Raw genomic sequence first — 17366 nt, forward strand, 5'->3', positions numbered from 1 at the left:
CAGCACGGGACATCAGGGGCGCAAAGCTTAGCGGAAACACCTCATTCTGACCACGCTAGACGATTGACCGTTACGCATTGCATCCCTATACTGCGCCGCCACTGTGCCTCGATGGCGGAATCGGTAGACGCAGCGGATTCAAAATCCGCCGTTGGTAACAACGTGAGAGTTCGAGTCTCTCTCGAGGCACCATAATTCAGTGATCAGAGGCAACTTTGCCCTCTGATGAAGGGGAACCGCAGCAAACAGCGGCGTCACCCCTGCGACACGCCAACAGCACCCTGCCGAAGCAAGCCTTAGCTGCAAGCAAAACGGCTTTCCACTGCCGGTATGGCAGGCAGCGTCGGCCGTATCAACTGCGATAAAGCAGAACTTCTGCAACACCAACAGCACTGAAAGCGCCGCTTGCAGTGGGTATAAGTCTATGGCTCCAAGGGCTTGGCATCGCCCAGCGAGTTATCGTAGAGTGTGCCCACTGTGTTTGCATGGGTCGCTGTTGAATCGTGGCCTGATGCAGTAGATCTTCAGATCCGCTACATCCGTTCGACTCTTTACTCCTTGCAACCAGTTTCCGCTTTCTGCATATGCAGTGGCGTTTCCACTATTGAGTTTCAAGGATACAAAGCTATGTCGAATCGTCAGAACGGTACCGTCAAGTGGTTTAACGACGAAAAAGGTTTTGGTTTCATCACGCCTGAAAGCGGTCCGGATCTGTTCGTGCACTTCCGCGCGATCGAAGGCAACGGCTTCAAAAGTCTGAAAGAAGGCCAGAAGGTCAGCTTCATCGCTGTGCAAGGTCAAAAGGGCATGCAGGCTGATCAGGTTCAAATCCAGGAATAAGCCCCGCTCCGAAAAGCCCCTGATGACAACATCAGGGGCTTTTTTATGCGCGCGTTTCCGTAGAATGCGCCACTGCCTTTTCTAGCGAGACAACATGCATGCGCAACCACCCGCTCAGCCCGCAGGGCCCGTTTCCTGCCGCCGGCCTGACTCGTCGACTCGCCGCCATCCTCTATGATGCTTTTCTGTCGATCGCACTGATGATGGTGGTCACGCTGTTTTATCAGCAGGTGATCTTGCGCTTTTTCTATGGCAGTGAGGGCCTTAGGGCTGTCGCTGAATCAGGCGGCCTCGATATAGACCCGATCCTGTCGACATTGCTGCTGTTCACCCTGTTCGCCTTTTTTGCCAAGTTCTGGACGCACAACGGTCAGACGCTCGGAATGCAGGTCTGGGGGGTGCGGATCCAAAACACCGACGGCACCGCCATAGACTTATGGCAGGCACTGTTGCGCTTCCTGATTGCGATAATCTCCTGGCTCGCCCTGGGCTTGGGCTACTGGTGGATGCTTTGGGACAAGCAAAACCGGACATGGCAGGACATCTATTCCGAGAGCCAGGTCGTCCAGCTACCGAAGAATACGCATAAGAAATAGACCGGAGGCTGCTCGGTTCGCCTGCCGACTGGCCGAACCTTTTGGGCAGCTTGGGGCTTGCAGCTCTCTCCGCCAGCTTCCAGCCTCAAGCACTTTCGTCATTTCCCCTGGTTATCCCGCCCGCCGCAACAACCAGACACCGGCCAGCGCGCAGATAGCCGCTGGTACCGCCACTGCTAGTAGCGGTGAGAAGCCGAACACCTGGCTCGCCGGACCCAGCAGGTCCTGCAAAATGCGGAATACGAAACCAACTATGACACCGGTGAAAATACGCTGACCGAGCGTCACAGAGCGCAGCGGCCCAAAGATGAACGAGATTGCCAGCAATACCAGCGCCACCGTCACGGCCGGCTGCAACACCTTGCTCCAGAACGCCAACCAATAGCGCCCGTTGTTTAACCCTTGCTCGCCCAGATAATGGATGTAGCGCCATAACCCGGTGATCGACAGCGCATCCGGCTCCATTACGACCGTACCGACCAGCTGTGGCGTCAGCTGCACATCCCAGCGCTCTTCGGCGGCCTTGGTCACCTCAGTGTGATCGCCTCGAAAATGCGTCGTAGCGACATCGCTGAGCAACCATCGATCGCCCTCATAACGTGCACGCCGGGCAAAACTTGCCGATAGCAACTGCCGCTGCTCGTCAAATCGGTAGCGGGTGACGCCGAGCAGCAAACCACTGGGTTGCACCGCATTGATATGCACGAATTCGTCACCCTGACGATGCCAGAGCCCGCGCTTGCTGCTCTGCGCTTCACCAGCGCCCTGAGCCGAAGATCGATTGGCCTGAGCAATGTTTTCGCTCCAGGGCGATACATATTCACCAATCAGTACACCGATCAGAAGCAGCAACAGCATTGGCTTCATCACGGCCAGCACGATTCGCCCGAGAGACACGCCGGCAGCACGCATGATGGTCAGCTCGCTACTGCTCGCCAGAGTGCCAAGACCGATAAGGCAGCCGATCAGGGCCGCCATCGGCAACATCTCGTAGATTCGAGAGGGCGTGGTCAGCAACACATAAACGGCAGCGTCCAAGGTGCCATAGCTGCCTTTCACGTCACCCAGCTCGTCGATAAAGGCGAACAACAATGCCAGGCCGACAATGATGCCCAACACCGTCAGAATCGCCAGCAGCACGTGACTGCCAATGTAGCGATCGAGCTTACGCATGAGCGGCCCTCGACAGGCTGCGGCGCTTGCTGATGGCAAGCCTTAACGGTTCCCAGTAAAGCATCAGCATCCCTATCGCGAAGAAAATTCCGTGTACCCACCAGAGCCCCAACGTCGGCGGTATCCGACCCTTGTCCAAGGAGCTACGTGCAGCGATGAGCAACGCGAGGTAAGCCATATACAAAAGGATTGCGGGCAGCAGTTTCAGGAAGCGTCCCTGGCGTGGGTTGACCTTCGACAACGGGACCGCGAGCAGTGTGACGATGAACACCAGCAGCGGCAAAGACAACCGCCACTGCAGTTCGGACTGCAAACGAATGTCGTCGCTCCCAAGCAGATCAACCGTCGACATTGACTCTCGTTCACTCAGCTCGACACTGACCTCCGGCCGGGGCAGCAGCACGCCGTAGGTGTCGTACTGGATCGCCCGATAATTAGCCTGCCCCGGATTGCCGTCATAGCGATAGCCGTTCTCCAGAATCAGATAGCGGCTTCCGTCAGGCTGGATTTCCTGGCGCCCGCTTTCGGCGACCAAAACGGAGAGCCCACGTTTCTCACCGGTCGCGCTGGATAGATTGGTCTCGGAGATGAACACGCCGGCCAGCTCGGTGCGATCGTCAGTCAATTCGCGGGTATAGGTCACCCGAGTTCCGTCGCGCAGCGTCTGAAAGCGCCCTGGCACCAGCGTATCGAACTCAGTCAAAGAATCCTGCTCATTGAGAATACGATCAACCTCGGCGACGCCCTGCGGAGCCAAGCCGAGGCTCAACCAGCCAACCAGCGCGGCAACCAGCGCGGCCGGCGCAAGGCTATATACGAGCAGTCGACGCTGACTCATGCCGGTGGCCGAGAGGACGGTCATCTCGCTATCGAGGTAAAGCCGCCCATAAGCCAGCAGGATGCCCAGGAACAAACCTAGCGGCAGAATCAGCTGCAGGAACCCCGGCAGACGGAACCCCATGATCATCAGCAGCACGCCCGGATCGAGCAGCCCCTGTGCGGCCTGCGCCAGGTATTTGATAAAACGGCCGCTCATGATGATCACCAGCAGCACAGCACTTACCGCGCTCAGGGTGACCAAAAGCTCACGGGACAGGTAACGAAAGACGATCAAACCGGACACTCCAGGGTTGTCAGGCTCCGGCGGCTACGCTCAAACTAGCCGCCAAGCAGCCGGCCCGCCCGTAACAGGTCGTTGGATCCACTCAGCATTTTCCAACGCCCCGGTAGACGAACCACCGGAAAACAAGCCCGGCATTATCCTGCAAACCCGACTCTTTGTCTTGGGGACTCGACGCCATGGAATTTGTTGTAAAGAACACCAAAGCAGCTGCGGCAAAAACTGCCACTCTGGTTCTGCCCGTTGGCGAAGAGGGCCTACTCGGCGCCACAGCCCAGTCTGTGGACCAGGCCAGTGGAGGTGCCATCAGCGCAGTTCTCAAACGCGGCGACCTGAATGGCAAGGCCGGACAGACCCTGTTGCTGCATAGCCTGCCAAATCTCAAGGCTGATCGCGTCCTGCTGGTTGGCACCGGCAAGGACGACGAGCGCGACGGGCGGCAGTGGCGCAAGATTGCCGGCGCTGCACTCGGCGTACTCAAAGGCCTTGCCGGCGGCGATGCGACCTTTGCCCTGCAGGATGTGCAGGTCAAGGACCGAGACATCTATGCACGTGCCCGTATGCTGGTCGAGGTACTGGCCGATGGTCAGTACGTTTTTGACCAGTTCAAGAGCAAGAAGAACAACGAGCCGAAGCTCGGCAAGATAATCCTTCTGACTGACAAGGCGGATCAGGCGCGTATCGAGCAGGCCGCTCGCCACGCCGCGGCGATTGCCGCCGGCATGAGTTTCGCCCGTGACCTTGGCAACCTGCCGCCGAACATCTGCCACCCAAGCTATGTGGCCGAGCAGGCCAAGCAGCTTCGCAAGACCTTCAAAGGCCTGAAAGTCGAGGTTCTGGACGAAAAGAAGCTGCGTGAACTCGGTGCCGGCTCCTTCCTGGCTGTATCCCAGGGCAGCGACCAGCCCGGCTGTATCGTCGTCATGCAGTACAACGGCGGAAAAAAGGGCGATCAGCCCTACGCGCTGGTCGGCAAAGGCATCACCTTCGACACCGGAGGCATCAGCCTCAAGCCCGGCCAGGGCATGGACGAAATGAAGTACGACATGTGCGGCGCTGCCAGCGTGCTGGGCACCTTCCGGGCCGCATTGGAACTTGAGCTCCCGATCAACCTCGTCGGCCTTCTTGCTTGCGCGGAAAACATGCCCAGCGGCAACGCCACTCGCCCTGGCGACATTGTCACCACCATGAGCGGCCAGACTGTCGAGATCCTCAACACCGACGCCGAAGGCCGTTTGGTGCTCTGCGACACCCTGACCTACGCCGAGCGTTTCAAGCCCCGCGCAGTGATCGACGTGGCCACCCTGACCGGCGCCTGCATCGTAGCGCTGGGCAGCAACACGTCCGGCCTGCTGGGCAACAACGACGAATTGCTGCAGCATGTATTGGGCGCTGGCCAGAAAGCCGACGACCGCGCTTGGCAACTGCCATTGTTCGACGAATATCAGGAACAGCTGGACAGCCCCTTCGCTGACATCGCCAACATTGGTGGACCGAAGGCCGGCACCATTACCGCCGCCTGCTTCCTTTCGCGCTTTACCAAGGCCTACCCCTGGGCGCACCTGGACGTCGCCGGTACCGCCTGGATCAGTGGCGGCAAGGAAAAAGGCGCAACGGGACGTCCAGTCCCCCTGCTGACCCAGTATCTGCTGGACCGAGCCGAGCAGGCATGAGCAAAACGAGCGGAAGTCGGGCATGACGCGGATCGAATTCTACGTATTGCCTGACAGCGAACCGGCAGGCCGTGCAAGAGCGGCCTGCCAATTGGCGAGCAAGGGCTGGCAGCACGGCCTGTCGGTATTCATTCGCTGCCAGGATAACCAGCAGTGCAATGAATTGGACGAGCTGCTCTGGAGCTTTCGCGCCGAGCGCTTCATTCCGCATGAGCTTTATGACGACCATCCTCAAGCGCCCGTGGTGATCGGTACCGAGCAGCCACCCGCCGCCACGCAGGGTTTGTTGATCAATCTGTCACCCACCCTGTCGCCGCATACGGACCGGTTCAGCCGGGTGATCGAAATCGTCAATCAGCAGCCCGAGCTACTGACCGTCTGCCGGGACAATTTTCGCCTCTACCGGCAGCGTGGCTATGATCCCAAGAGAGTCGAGCTGTAACGAGTGCTGGCCGCAAGCGAAGGAGCCGCCGGGCCCGCCGCCGATCGACATCGATAGTTTGTGGGCCAATGCCCGATCAGGACCACCCTCAATACGCCTGGACGCTCAATTCCGGATGCCCCGTACATGACACAATCGCGCCCCCCCAAAGCCCACCTTCTCGATGATCTGGAATCCATTCGCGCGCTATTGGGCGACCAGGACCCGCCGCTGCTGAGCGAGACGCTGGACCCGGATAGCATTCCCATGCTTTCGGATATCGTCGAATACGCGCCCGCATCGGCCGCCGAACCTGAGGTCGAGCCACGCGAGCCCGCCGTACGCACAGCCTTTCGAACACTCGCCGAGCGGCATCTCGACCACGAGTTGCGCAATGCCGCGCAACTGATCCTGCAGGAGGTCATCGATGACTTCGTGCCGCAGATCGAAGCCGAACTTCGAGTTCGCCTGGAAGCACGCGCCGAGCAGCTGATCAAGTCGCATCGCTCCTGATTCTCTGGCAACAGGCACAGGTCGCGCCGGAACAGACCTTCACGCGCAGCTCAGCGGTGCCTGCGGGACAAAAGCGGCATCGCAACCCTGCCGATCATCTACTTTGCCTTTATACTTGCCGGCTTTTCCGATCAGCCGTTCTAAGGGTCCCGCCGCATGGACAAGACCTACCAGCCGCACGCCATCGAAACTTCCTGGTACCAGACCTGGGAATCGAATAACTATTTCGCCCCCCAGGGTTCAGGCGAGCCCTACACCATCATGATCCCGCCGCCGAACGTCACCGGCAGCCTGCATATGGGGCATGGCTTCAACAACGCGATCATGGATGCGCTGATTCGTTTCCGTCGCATGCAGGGCCGCAACACGCTGTGGCAACCGGGCACAGACCATGCCGGTATCGCCACGCAGATGGTGGTCGAACGTCAACTCGGTGCGCAGGGCGTCAGCCGTCACGACCTGGGTCGCGACAAGTTTCTGGAGAAGGTCTGGGAATGGAAGGAGGAATCCGGCGGCAACATCACTCGTCAGATCCGCCGCCTGGGTTCTTCGGTAGATTGGTCGCGCGAACGCTTCACCATGGATGCAGGCCTGTCCAACGCCGTAAAGGAAGCCTTCGTTCGGCTGCATGAGGATGGTCTGATCTACCGTGGCAAGCGCCTGGTCAACTGGGACACCAAGCTGCACACCGCAATTTCCGATCTGGAAGTCGAAAACCACGACGAGAAAGGTCACCTCTGGCACCTGCGCTACCCGCTGGCCGACGGCTGCAAGACGGCGGACGGCAAGGATTATCTGGTCGTCGCCACCACCCGCCCGGAAACCATGCTGGGTGATGCTGCCGTTGCGGTACATCCGGAGGACGAGCGCTACAAGAACCTCATCGGCCGCCACATCATGCTGCCGCTGGTGAACCGTCTGATCCCCATCGTGGCTGATGACTACGTCGACCTTGAGTTCGGCACCGGCTGCGTAAAGATCACGCCCGCCCACGACTTCAACGATTACGAAGTCGGCAAGCGCCACCACCTCCCGCTGATCAACATCTTCGACCGCAACGCCGCTGTGCTGGCTCGCGCGCAGGTGTTCAACATCGACGGTACGCCGAACGACAAGGTCGACGCGAGCCTGCCCGACGGCTACGCGCATATGGATCGTTTCGATGCGCGCAAAGCCATCGTCGCCGAGTTCGAAGCCATGAGCCTGCTCGAGAAAATCGACGACCATGCGTTGAAAGTCCCGCGCGGTGACCGCTCCGGCACCATCATCGAACCCTGGCTGACCGATCAGTGGTATGTCTCGACCAAGCCGCTGGCAGACAAGGCGATCAAGGCCGTCGAGAGCGGTGAGATCCAATTCGTACCCAAGCAATACGAAAACATGTACTTCAGCTGGATGCGTGATATCCAGGACTGGTGCATCAGCCGTCAGCTGTGGTGGGGTCATCGCATCCCGGCCTGGTACGACGAGGCTGGCAATGTCTATGTCGGCCGCGACGAGATGGAAGCCCGCACTCGCTACAACCTCGGCAGCGAGGTCGAATTGCGTCAGGACGAAGACGTTCTGGACACCTGGTTCAGCTCTGGCCTGTGGACGTTCTCCACGCTCGGCTGGCCCGAGCAGACCGACTTCCTCAAGACGTTCCATCCGACTGATGTACTCGTTACCGGCTTCGACATCATCTTCTTCTGGGTGGCCCGGATGATCATGCTGTCGACTCACCTGACTGGCCAGATCCCGTTCAAGACGGTGTATGTGCACGGGCTTGTTCGCGATGGTCAAGGTCAGAAGATGTCCAAGTCCAAGGGCAACGTGCTCGACCCGCTGGACATCGTCGACGGCATCGAGCTGGACGCGCTGCTGCAAAAGCGCACCAGCGGCATGATGCAGCCCAAGCTGGCCGAGAAAATCGCCAAGCAGACCCGCGCCGAATTCCCCGACGGTATCGCCAGCTATGGCACCGATGCGCTGCGCTTCACCTTCTGCTCGCTAGCCTCCACGGGCCGCGACGTGAAGTTCGACATGGGCCGCGTCGAGGGCTACCGCAACTTCTGCAACAAGATCTGGAACGCCGCCAACTTCGTCTTCGAAAACACCGAGGGCAAGGACACAGGAATCAACGACGAACCCGTCGAGCTCTCTCCGGTTGATCGCTGGATCATTTCGGCGCTGCAACGCACCGAGGCCGAAGTGACCCGCCAACTCGAAGCCTTCCGCTTCGATCTGGCTGCTCAGGCGTTGTACGAATTCATCTGGGACGAGTACTGCGCCTGGTATCTGGAGCTGGTCAAGCCGCTGCTGTGGGACGAAACCGCCAGTATCGAACGCCAGCGCGGCACTCGCCGCACGTTGGTGCGCGTACTGGAAACGGCCCTACGGCTTGCACATCCCTTCATGCCGTTCATCACCGAAGAGATCTGGCAACGCGTTGCGCCGCTGGCGGGCAAATCCGGCCCGACCCTGATGTTGCAACCCTGGCCGGAATTCAACCCTGAGCGCCTCGATGAGGCGGCCGAAAACGATATCGAATGGGTCAAGGCGTTCATGCTCGGCATCCGCCAGATCCGTGGCGAAATGAACATCTCCATGGCCAAGCGCATCGACGTGGTGCTGGGCAATGCCAGCGAATCCGACCAGCGTCGCCTCGCCGATAACGAGCCGCTGCTGAAGAAGCTGGCCAAGTTGGAAAGCGTTCGGGTCCTTGCCGCTAGCGAAGAGGCGCCGCTGTCCGCCACGGCGCTGGTGGGCGATCTGCAGGTACTGGTTCCCATGGCGGGGCTGATCGATAAAGAAGCCGAACTGGCTCGCCTCGACAAGGAGATTGGCAGACTCGACGGCGAAGTGAAACGCGTCGGCGGCAAACTCGCCAATGCCGGCTTCGTCGACAAGGCGCCAGCAGAAGTGATCGACAAGGAACGCGCGAAACTGTCTGAGGCTGAGCAAGCCAAAGCCAGACTGCTCGAGCAGCGCGAGCGCATCGCCAGCCTGTAATCAGCGAAAGGCCAGCACTTGATGTGCTGGCCTTTTGGCTTAGATAACTGCGCTTGATTGATGACAAGTCGCTTTCAGCGCCGCTGGTACACTATGCCGCACACGACGATAACGAATTGCAACTGACAGGCCTGAACCCACGCGGAAAGCTCCACGACATGAAGTAAGTCAGCAGCGAAGCGAACCCGAGGCGGTTTGCCCTACGCGCAGCCGTTCACGACGCAGGTAAAACCTTCCGTACCGCGGTTACTTAATTCTCTCGCACCGCCAGTCGCCCCATTTTTAAGCCTGTCAGCCCCGAGCCAGATCAACAACCCGAATGGCCCGGCACGGTTTATAAAAAATGGAGTCCCTCCGATGTATGTACTCATGGCTGTTCTATTTATTCTGGGCTATCTATGCATAGCTTTCGAGCATCCGCTGAAAATTGACAAGGCCGCCGCGGCGATTCTCACAGCAGTGCTTTGCTGGACCGCATTGATACTCGGCGCAGAAGCCATCGTGCCGCTATTGCCGTCGGCAGGCCATGACCTCGCCGATCCGTCAGCCTACGTAGTCGAATCACTGCGGCATCATCTGGGCGAAATCTCGGAAATCCTGTTCTTCCTGCTTGGCGCCATGACCATTGTCGAACTCATCGATTCGCACGAAGGTTTCAAGGTCATTACAGATCGTATCCAGACGCGCAAGCGCGTGCACCTGTTGTGGATCATCGGCTTTTTGACCTTCTTCTTGTCCGCCGCGCTGGACAACCTGACCACTACCATCGTCATGGTCTCGCTGCTGCGCAAACTGATCCGCGGCCGTCCAGAACGCTGGTTGTTCGTCGGCGTCGTGGTTATCGCTGCCAACGCTGGCGGCGCCTGGTCGCCGATTGGCGACGTCACAACCACCATGCTCTGGATCGGTAACCAGATCACTGCCTCTGGCGTAATCGCTGGATTGTTCCTCCCGAGCCTGGTCTGCCTGCTTGTTCCGCTGTTGATTCTCAGCTTTAGCATGCGCGGCGAAGTGCCCCGCCCAGGTGCCAGGGCGCACCTGGCCGAAAGCAATCCGCCAGCCACGACGGCATTCGAACGCAACCTGGTGTTGGCACTCGGTATCGGCGCGCTGGTATTCGTGCCGGTCTTCAAGACCGTGACGCACTTGCCGCCGTATATGGGCATCCTGTTCGGACTCGGCGTGCTCTGGGTCACGACCGAATTTCTACATCGTCACAAAGAAGACGATCACAAGCACCCGCTCTCGGTCGTGGGCGTTCTGCGCAAGGTCGATACTCCGAGCGTGCTGTTCTTCCTTGGCATCCTTCTGGCGGTTGCGGCGCTCGCTACAGCTGGCCACCTGACCCAGGTCGCCACGGCGCTGCGTGACACCCTCGGACATATATATCCGATCAACTACAGCATCGGCCTGCTGTCGGCGGTGGTGGACAACGTGCCACTGGTTGCCGGCTCGATGAAGATGTATCCGCTGATCAGCCCGGAGACGCTTGATGCAGCGCCCGCCGCCGAAGTCGCCTGGTTGTCGCAGTTCGTTGAAGACGGCAATTTCTGGGAGATGCTGGCGTATTGCGCCGGGACGGGTGGCAGCACGCTCATCATTGGTTCAGCCGCAGGTGTAGCAGCCATGGGCATGGAAAAGATCAGCTTCACCTGGTACGTCAAGCGCGTGAGTCTGCTGGCTTTCCTCGGCTACACTGCCGGTGCGGTCACCTACATCGGCATGCTCGCGCTGCGCTAATTGACAGGTAATGCCCGAACCGTTGGAGCCAGACTGCAGGCTCGACGGTTCGGGTGATCAGGAAGAGCGAATGATCAGCAAGACCAAAAGCAGTTTCTACCGTCGACTCTACGTCGCCTGGCTGATCGATACCGGCACAGCCACCAATGTCCCCGCGTTGATGACCGCAACAGGCATGCCCAGGCGTACCGCGCAAGATACCCTGGCTGCACTGGCGGAAATCGACATTGACTGCCGCTTCATTCAGGAAGATGGCGAGCGCAACAATTCCGGTCAGTACCGCATTCATGACTGGGGCGCGATCGATCGACAGTGGATAGACCGCCACGTCAGCCAGCTCAAATCCGCCCTCGGTTACCCCTGACTACCCCCCTCATGAATCTCGACCTTTTGCTGGTTCTTGGACTACTGGCAACCTGCGTTGGGCTGTTCGTTCTTAACCGTCCTCGGATGGACGTCGTCGCCCTGCTCGCCATGGTTGCCCTTCCGCTAACCGGCGTGCTGAGCGTGCCGGAAGCCCTTGCCGGCTTCAGCGATCCCAGCGTCGTGTTGATCGCCGCGTTGTTCGTGATCGGCAACGGCCTCGTGCGGACCGGCATAGCCTATCGGCTCGGCGAGTGGCTGATGCGCTCCTCGGGCAGCAGCGAAACGCGTCTGATGGTGTTGCTGATACTGGCAGTGGCCGGATTGGGTTCGGTCATGAGCTCGACCGGTGTGGTGGCTATCTTCATTCCGGTGGTGCTCAGCATCGCCGTCAAAATGAACGTCTCGCCGAGGCGGCTGATGATGCCGCTGGCATTTGCCGGGTTGATGAGCGGCATGCTCACGCTGGTGGCCACGCCGCCGAACATGGTGGTGCACAGTGAGTTACGGCGGGCCGGATTCGACGGCTTCGCGTTCTTCAGCTTCGCGCCCATCGGGCTGACTATCCTCGTGTTGGGCATCATTTACATGCTGGTGGCGCGCCGCTGGCTTGGGCGATCAGGGCAGCGAGACGAGGCAACCGAACCGCGAGACACGCTGGCGGCGCTCGCTCAGCGCTATCGGCTGCCGGAGCGCGAGCGCAGGCTTCGTGTGCTGCCCGCTTCACCGCTGGCCAACCAGGCGCTCGATGAACTGAAGCTACGGACTCAATACGGCATCAACGTCATTGCCATCGACCGGCAGCAACGGTTCCGGCGCCTGCTGCTAATCGCCACGGGTAACAGCCAACTGCAGGTGGGCGATGTATTGCTGGTCGACCTGGCGAGCCCGGCGATTGGGTTGCTCGGCGCTTATGAAGAGCTGGGACTCGCCCCCCTGCAGCTCAACACCTCCTACTATGCCGACCACGCCCGCGAACTCGGGCTGGCCGAGGTGGCGCTGCCACCCGACTCCAGCCTTCCAGGCAAAACCATTCAGGCGCTTGGTTTCCGCTCCAGGCATAAGCTGAACGTGGTGGGGCTTCGGCGCCACCGCGAAGCGCTCCAAGGCCTGCTGGTCGATGAGAAACTCAAAACCGGTGACACATTGCTCGTGGCCGGCAGTTGGAAGCACATTCACCGCCTGCAAGGCATCAGCCGCGATTTCCTCGTTTTGAGTTTGCCGGCTGAAGTCGATGACGTGGCGCCCGCCGCCAACCAGGCGCCCTTCGCGCTGCTGGGGCTCGCCGTGATGGTGGCGCTGATGGTCAGCGGACTGGTGCCCAACGTGCTCGCCGCGCTGATCGGTTGCCTGGTCATGGGCTTGTTTCGTTGCATCGACATGGACAGCGCGTACAAGGCCATCCATTGGCAGAGCCTGGTCCTGATTGTCGGCATGTTGCCCTTCGCCCTGGCGCTGGAAAAGACCGGCGGCATCGCACTGGCGGTGTCGGCGCTGATCGGTGCATTCGGAGACGCGGGCCCGCGCGCGCTGCTGGCCTGCTTGTTCCTGCTCACCGCCATCATCGGCCTGTTCATCTCCAACACGGCGACGGCCGTATTGATGGCGCCGGTTGCGATCTCCACCGCCGACCAGTTGGGCGCATCGCCTTACCCCTTCGCCATGATCATTGCCTTGGCCGCTTCGGCCGCCTTCATGACGCCAATTTCCTCTCCGGTGAACACCTTGGTGCTCGGGCCTGGGAACTATCGTTTCGCCGATTTCGTACGCATCGGTGTGCCCTTCACGCTGCTGGTGATGCTGACCTCGGTGTTGCTGGTGCCCCTGCTTTTCCCGCTTTGATGGGCGGCCTCAGCCATCCGTAGCGTGGCTGACTTTCGCCACTGCCGGTAAGCTGGACGGTATTCCAGCTTTCCGGTCGCCCTCCATGTCCCAACGCCCTGCCCTGTTTCCTGTTCTCCTGGCTGGTGCAACGCTGCTGCTCGTCGTCCACGGCCTGGGGCGCTTCGTCTACACGCCGTTGCTGCCGTGGCTGGTGGAAGATGGGGTGCTCACAGTGCAGCAAGGCGCGAGCATCGCCAGCTGGAACTATTTGGGTTATCTGATCGGCGCACTGCTCGCCCTGCGCTGGCATCAGGTGACGCAGATACGTCGCAGTCTGCCTTGGGCGCTGGCGCTACACGTCGTGACGACGCTGGCGCAGACCCAGGTCGAATCGGTGGAGGCGCTTTCGACGCTGCGCCTGCTCAATGGCATCAGCAACGGTCTAGTCTTTGTCCAGGCACCCTCGTTGATTCTGGAATGGTTGGCGCGTCATCGTCGAGTGTCGTCCAGCGGACTGGTCTATTTGGGCGTTTGCGTGGGGCTGATCCTGTCCAGTTTGATGGTTAGCCTGAGCAACGGTGTACTGCAGGGTGCCGACCGCTGGTGGCCCGCAGCACTGCTGTCCATCCCTCTGGCCTGGTGGGGCTGGCGTCAGCTGGCCAACCTCGACATGCCTCCCGACGAACCGCCCCGGGAAACGACGCAGCCGCCAAGCGGCCGTCTGCTGGATCGTGCCAGCACTCCGCTGTTTCTCTCGTATGCCGGTGCCGGCATGGGCTATATCCTGCCGATGACCTTTCTGCCCATGGTTGCTCGGTTGCAGGTCGAACCCGGCGACTGGCTGGTGGAAAGCAGCTGGCTGGTAGTCGCCGTGGCTACCCTGCCTTCACCCTGGCTCTGGAATCGCCTCGGCGCGCTGTTCGGCGACACGCTGGCACTGCGCTTCAGTTACATCACGCAGCTGGCCGGTGTTCTGGCGGCGCTCTTGCTGCCCGGCGCGTCGGGAATTCTGCTATGCGCCGTGCTGGTCGGCGGGACCTTTCTTGGCACCGTATTGCTGACTCAACGCCTGGCACGCACTCTCCACCCACACCAGGGACCGCGACTTTCAGCAGCATTGATTGCACTCTACAGCCTGACCCAGCTGGCTGGCCCCTGGCTCACCGGCGTCTGGCTAAGCATGGGCGGCTCTCTGCACAGCGCCTTCTGGCTTGGTGCCGGCGCGCTGTTGTGGGGACTGATCTGGATGTTGCTGGTGCCACGTCGGGCCTGAAAGCTGTGGGACAATGCGGTCTTTTACCGTTACCTGCAGCCGATCATGACCGTGCCGAAATCAGCTAAAACGCCATCACGCGCCGCCGCCCCCACCGCTGGCAAGGCCAGCCTGCATCCGCGTAATCGCCACACCGGACGCTACGACTTTCCCGCGCTGATAGCGGGCAGTCCCGAATTGGCGAAGTTCGTCATCATCAATCCCTATGGCAAGGAAAGCATCGATTTTGCCGACCCGGAGGCAGTCCGTGTATTCAATCGCGCGCTGCTCAAACAGTTCTACGGCATCGCGCATTGGGACATACCGCCAGGTTACCTGTGCCCGCCGATTCCAGGGCGGGCTGACTATCTGCATAGTCTGGCCGACTTGCTGGCAGACGAAAACACCGGTGAGATCCCTCGCGGCGCCAGCATTCATGCGCTGGACATTGGCACTGGCGCCAACTGCATCTATCCATTGATCGGTTTGCGCGAATACGGCTGGCGCTTCACGGGGTCGGATATCGACGCAATTGCATTGGCTTCGGCCCGCACCATCGTCGCGGCGAACAAGCTGGGCAAGAGCATTGCACTACGCCCGCAGCAGCATTCTCGACACGTATTTGCACACCTCGTGCAGGCTGACGACCGCTTTGACGTTACGCTCTGCAACCCGCCCTTCCACGCCTCGCAGGCCGAAGCCAGTAGTGGCAGCCAGCGCAAGTGGCGCAACCTCGGCAAGCTCGACCCCAAGCGCAAACTGCCGGCACTGAATTTCGGCGGGCAGGCGGCAGAGCTCTGGTGCGAAGGTGGGGAGGCAGCCTTTATCGCGCTGCTGGCGGAAGAGAGTCGCGACGTGGGCCAGCAGGTCTGCTGGTTCAGCACACTGGTTTCGAAAGAGGGCAACGTGCAACCGCTACAGGCTCGACTCAAGAAACTCGGCGCTCAACAGATACGCGTGTGCCAAATGTCCCAAGGGCAAAAGCGCAGTCGCTTCGTGGCCTGGACCTACCTCGATAGCAAACAGCGCGAGAAGTGGCGTGCTGATCACTGGTTGAGTCGCACGCCAGGCTGATCGTTTTCCCCGATGACCAGCCGAAGCAATTCACCTCAGACGGCAATATCCCAGCGCTGGCGATCTTTCAGGGCCAGCGTCTGGATGTACCGCGGCTCCCCGTTGATTTCTTCCAGCTCGGTCATCCCGGCGAGTTCGCCGACGACGCGATAGCGCTTGCCGACGCGTTTGTCCTGCAGCGGATAGAGCTGGGCAATCTGTTGGGCGAGTTCGGTAAGAGTGGACATGGTTCGGTAGCTCCAGATAACTGCATTCCGCAGCTTTTTACAGGCCTTAGGTTACGATTCAACGACAAGCTTCCTTCGTCTCGCCTGTTGGAGCCACCCGTTGCGCAATTGATTCCCTACCAGAGGCAAAAACTACCCGAACGATTGATCAGCAGATACCTACACCCAGCTGTAGCAGAGCCAGGCCGCCCTGCTGCCAGCCCCACCAAGCCGCAACCAAGAGCAGCGACGCCAACACGGCGCCGCCTGTCCATAACCAGACGCGGCGCATCAGGCCGTACCTGCCGCCAAGCGCACGCGCTCGACCGGTTGCTCACGAATTGGCCAGTTGAGAGCAGCAGCCATCAGGCTCAGCGCGATGGAAATCTGCCAGACCAGATCGTAACTGCCAGTCGTGTCATAGACCCACCCGCCCAGCCAGCCACCGAAGAACGAGCCGATCTGGTGGAACAGAAACACGATGCCACCCAACATCGACAGATTGCGCACGCCGAACAGCGTAGCGACCGTGCCGTTAGTCAAGGGCACGGTGGACAGCCACAGGAGCCCCATGGCGATGCCGAACGCATAGGCGGTCCAGAGCGTCACCGGAGCAAAAAAGAACGCGCTGATTACCACTGCCCGAGCCAGATAAAGCGCAGTCAGCAGTTTCGGCTTCGAATAACAACCGCCCAGCCAGCCCGCCGTGTAGGTACCGATGATGTTGAATAGCCCAACCAGCGCCAGAACGGTCGTGCCGGCCATCGCTGGCAACTGCTTGTCGACCAGATAGGCCGGCAGGTGAATACCGATGAACACCACCTGAAACCCGCAGACGAAAAAGCCCAACGCCAGCAGGCGGAAGCCGGAGTGGCTGACCGCTTCACGCAGCGCCTCCATCAGCGTTTGCTGCGGGCCGGTCACCGGCGCTGCCGGCCCGCTGCGCAGCATCAGCGCCAGCGGCATGATCAGCGCCACCAGCAAACCCAGCGCCAGCAAGGCCGACGACCAGCCCAACCAGCCAATCAGACCAAGCGTGCCGGGCAGCATGGCAAACTGACCGAACGAACCCGCTGCGCTGGCAATACCCATCGCCATGCTGCGTTTTTCGACCGGCACCGCGCGCCCAACTGCACCCAGGATCACGGAAAACGACGTTCCGGAAAGCCCCAGCCCGATTAGCAGACCAGCACTGAGAGACAGCGAAACCGGCGAATCCGCGCCCGCCATCAGCAACAGGCCGACCGCATAGAGCACACCGCCGAGCAGCACCGCGCGGGCCACACCGAAACGGTCAGCCAGCGCGCCGGTGACCGGCTGCGCCAGACCCCAAATCAGATTCTGCAGGGCGATGGCAAAGGCGAAGGTTTCACGCCCCCAACCGAATTCGGCGCTCATCGGTGGCAGGAAAAGCCCGAACCCGTGCCGGATACCCAGGGAAAGGGCGAGGATCAAGGAGCCGCCCAGCAGAATCCAGGTACTGTTGCGCCAAATCGCATTCATCGCTGACACACTTTGCAAAAAACGAGGGGGGATCCATCTTACTCGCAACCTCCTTGTCGTCCACCTCTGCCTTTTTA

At 60.3% G+C, this 17366-nt stretch carries 15 protein-coding genes and 1 tRNA gene; 12 read left to right on the top strand and 4 right to left on the bottom strand.

Annotated features, from left to right (window positions below; genetic code table 11):
* The first annotated feature begins 105 nt into the window (after nt 1-105).
* The 3 genes from BUE09_RS16110 to BUE09_RS16120 all read left to right on the top strand — a co-directional run bounded on the left by BUE09_RS16110 (nt 106) and on the right by BUE09_RS16120 (nt 1436).
* A tRNA-Leu gene (locus BUE09_RS16110) sits at nt 106-192 on the top strand.
* A 435-nt stretch (nt 193-627) separates the two neighbouring features.
* On the top strand, nt 628-840 hold the full coding sequence (locus BUE09_RS16115; protein ID WP_014853413.1) for a cold-shock protein: 213 nt from the start codon (nt 628-630) through the stop codon (nt 838-840).
* A 98-nt stretch (nt 841-938) separates the two neighbouring features.
* The gene (locus BUE09_RS16120; RefSeq protein ID WP_073302350.1) at nt 939-1436 is read left to right on the top strand and encodes an RDD family protein; all 498 of its coding nucleotides are present in this window, start codon (nt 939-941) and stop codon (nt 1434-1436) included.
* Nucleotides 1437-1547: 111 nt separating this feature from the next.
* Here the strand turns inward: BUE09_RS16120 and lptG are convergent, their stop codons facing one another.
* Nucleotides 1548-2609 carry an LPS export ABC transporter permease LptG gene (gene lptG, locus BUE09_RS16125; protein WP_073302352.1) on the bottom strand — a complete coding sequence of 354 codons (1062 nt, stop codon included), beginning with the start codon at nt 2607-2609 and terminating at the stop codon, nt 1548-1550.
* On the bottom strand, nt 2602-3723 hold the full coding sequence (lptF, locus tag BUE09_RS16130; RefSeq protein ID WP_073302354.1) for an LPS export ABC transporter permease LptF: 1122 nt from the start codon (nt 3721-3723) through the stop codon (nt 2602-2604). Before lptF ends, lptG begins: the two co-directional genes overlap by 8 nt.
* Before the next feature lie 185 nt (nt 3724-3908).
* Between lptF and BUE09_RS16135 the strand changes: the two genes are divergently transcribed.
* The 9 genes from BUE09_RS16135 to rlmF all read left to right on the top strand — a co-directional run bounded on the left by BUE09_RS16135 (nt 3909) and on the right by rlmF (nt 15580).
* Nucleotides 3909-5402, top strand: coding sequence for a leucyl aminopeptidase (locus BUE09_RS16135; protein WP_073302355.1), 1494 nt, complete (start codon nt 3909-3911; stop codon nt 5400-5402).
* A gap of 22 nt (nt 5403-5424) precedes the next feature.
* Nucleotides 5425-5844: a DNA polymerase III subunit chi gene (locus tag BUE09_RS16140; protein ID WP_073302357.1), complete on the top strand. Its 420-nt coding sequence runs from the start codon at nt 5425-5427 to the stop codon at nt 5842-5844.
* Nucleotides 5845-5970: 126 nt separating this feature from the next.
* Entirely contained in the window at nt 5971-6336 is a 366-nt protein-coding gene (locus BUE09_RS16145; protein WP_073302359.1) for a DNA polymerase III subunit chi, read from the top strand.
* Between the two features lie 156 nt (nt 6337-6492).
* Nucleotides 6493-9327 carry a valine--tRNA ligase gene (locus tag BUE09_RS16150; RefSeq protein ID WP_073302361.1) on the top strand — a complete coding sequence of 945 codons (2835 nt, stop codon included), beginning with the start codon at nt 6493-6495 and terminating at the stop codon, nt 9325-9327.
* A gap of 357 nt (nt 9328-9684) precedes the next feature.
* Nucleotides 9685-11067, top strand: a complete 1383-nt coding sequence (nhaD, locus tag BUE09_RS16155) for a sodium:proton antiporter NhaD (protein ID WP_073302363.1) — start codon at nt 9685-9687, stop codon at nt 11065-11067.
* A gap of 70 nt (nt 11068-11137) precedes the next feature.
* Nucleotides 11138-11431 carry a winged helix-turn-helix domain-containing protein gene (locus tag BUE09_RS16160; RefSeq protein WP_073302365.1) on the top strand — a complete coding sequence of 98 codons (294 nt, stop codon included), beginning with the start codon at nt 11138-11140 and terminating at the stop codon, nt 11429-11431.
* Between the two features lie 11 nt (nt 11432-11442).
* On the top strand, nt 11443-13272 hold the full coding sequence (locus tag BUE09_RS16165; protein ID WP_073302367.1) for an SLC13 family permease: 1830 nt from the start codon (nt 11443-11445) through the stop codon (nt 13270-13272).
* Nucleotides 13273-13357: 85 nt separating this feature from the next.
* Nucleotides 13358-14527: a YbfB/YjiJ family MFS transporter gene (locus tag BUE09_RS16170; RefSeq protein WP_073302369.1), complete on the top strand. Its 1170-nt coding sequence runs from the start codon at nt 13358-13360 to the stop codon at nt 14525-14527.
* A 45-nt stretch (nt 14528-14572) separates the two neighbouring features.
* Nucleotides 14573-15580 carry a 23S rRNA (adenine(1618)-N(6))-methyltransferase RlmF gene (gene rlmF / locus BUE09_RS16175; protein WP_143164673.1) on the top strand — a complete coding sequence of 336 codons (1008 nt, stop codon included), beginning with the start codon at nt 14573-14575 and terminating at the stop codon, nt 15578-15580.
* 35 nt (nt 15581-15615) lie between these two features.
* Here rlmF and BUE09_RS16180 read toward each other — a convergent pair whose 3' ends face one another.
* Nucleotides 15616-15807, bottom strand: a complete 192-nt coding sequence (locus tag BUE09_RS16180) for a hypothetical protein (protein ID WP_045425197.1) — start codon at nt 15805-15807, stop codon at nt 15616-15618.
* Nucleotides 15808-16077: 270 nt separating this feature from the next.
* Nucleotides 16078-17289, bottom strand: coding sequence for an MFS transporter (locus tag BUE09_RS16185; protein ID WP_073302371.1), 1212 nt, complete (start codon nt 17287-17289; stop codon nt 16078-16080).
* Between the last annotated feature and the right edge of the window lie 77 nt (nt 17290-17366).

The sequence above is a fragment of the Stutzerimonas xanthomarina DSM 18231 genome, assembly GCF_900129835.1.
Classification (GTDB): domain Bacteria; phylum Pseudomonadota; class Gammaproteobacteria; order Pseudomonadales; family Pseudomonadaceae; genus Stutzerimonas; species Stutzerimonas xanthomarina.

Coding starts and splice junctions, on each gene's coding strand:
- BUE09_RS16115 (WP_014853413.1), top strand. CDS start 628: ATGTCGAATCGTCAGAACGGTACCGTCAAGTGGTTTAACGACGAAAAA.
- BUE09_RS16120 (WP_073302350.1), top strand. CDS start 939: ATGCGCAACCACCCGCTCAGCCCGCAGGGCCCGTTTCCTGCCGCCGGC.
- lptG (WP_073302352.1), bottom strand. CDS start 2,609: ATGCGTAAGCTCGATCGCTACATTGGCAGTCACGTGCTGCTGGCGATT.
- BUE09_RS16135 (WP_073302355.1), top strand. CDS start 3,909: ATGGAATTTGTTGTAAAGAACACCAAAGCAGCTGCGGCAAAAACTGCC.
- BUE09_RS16140 (WP_073302357.1), top strand. CDS start 5,425: ATGACGCGGATCGAATTCTACGTATTGCCTGACAGCGAACCGGCAGGC.
- BUE09_RS16145 (WP_073302359.1), top strand. CDS start 5,971: ATGACACAATCGCGCCCCCCCAAAGCCCACCTTCTCGATGATCTGGAA.
- BUE09_RS16150 (WP_073302361.1), top strand. CDS start 6,493: ATGGACAAGACCTACCAGCCGCACGCCATCGAAACTTCCTGGTACCAG.
- nhaD (WP_073302363.1), top strand. CDS start 9,685: ATGTATGTACTCATGGCTGTTCTATTTATTCTGGGCTATCTATGCATA.
- BUE09_RS16160 (WP_073302365.1), top strand. CDS start 11,138: ATGATCAGCAAGACCAAAAGCAGTTTCTACCGTCGACTCTACGTCGCC.
- BUE09_RS16165 (WP_073302367.1), top strand. CDS start 11,443: ATGAATCTCGACCTTTTGCTGGTTCTTGGACTACTGGCAACCTGCGTT.
- BUE09_RS16170 (WP_073302369.1), top strand. CDS start 13,358: ATGTCCCAACGCCCTGCCCTGTTTCCTGTTCTCCTGGCTGGTGCAACG.
- rlmF (WP_143164673.1), top strand. CDS start 14,573: ATGACCGTGCCGAAATCAGCTAAAACGCCATCACGCGCCGCCGCCCCC.
- BUE09_RS16180 (WP_045425197.1), bottom strand. CDS start 15,807: ATGTCCACTCTTACCGAACTCGCCCAACAGATTGCCCAGCTCTATCCG.
- BUE09_RS16185 (WP_073302371.1), bottom strand. CDS start 17,289: ATGAATGCGATTTGGCGCAACAGTACCTGGATTCTGCTGGGCGGCTCC.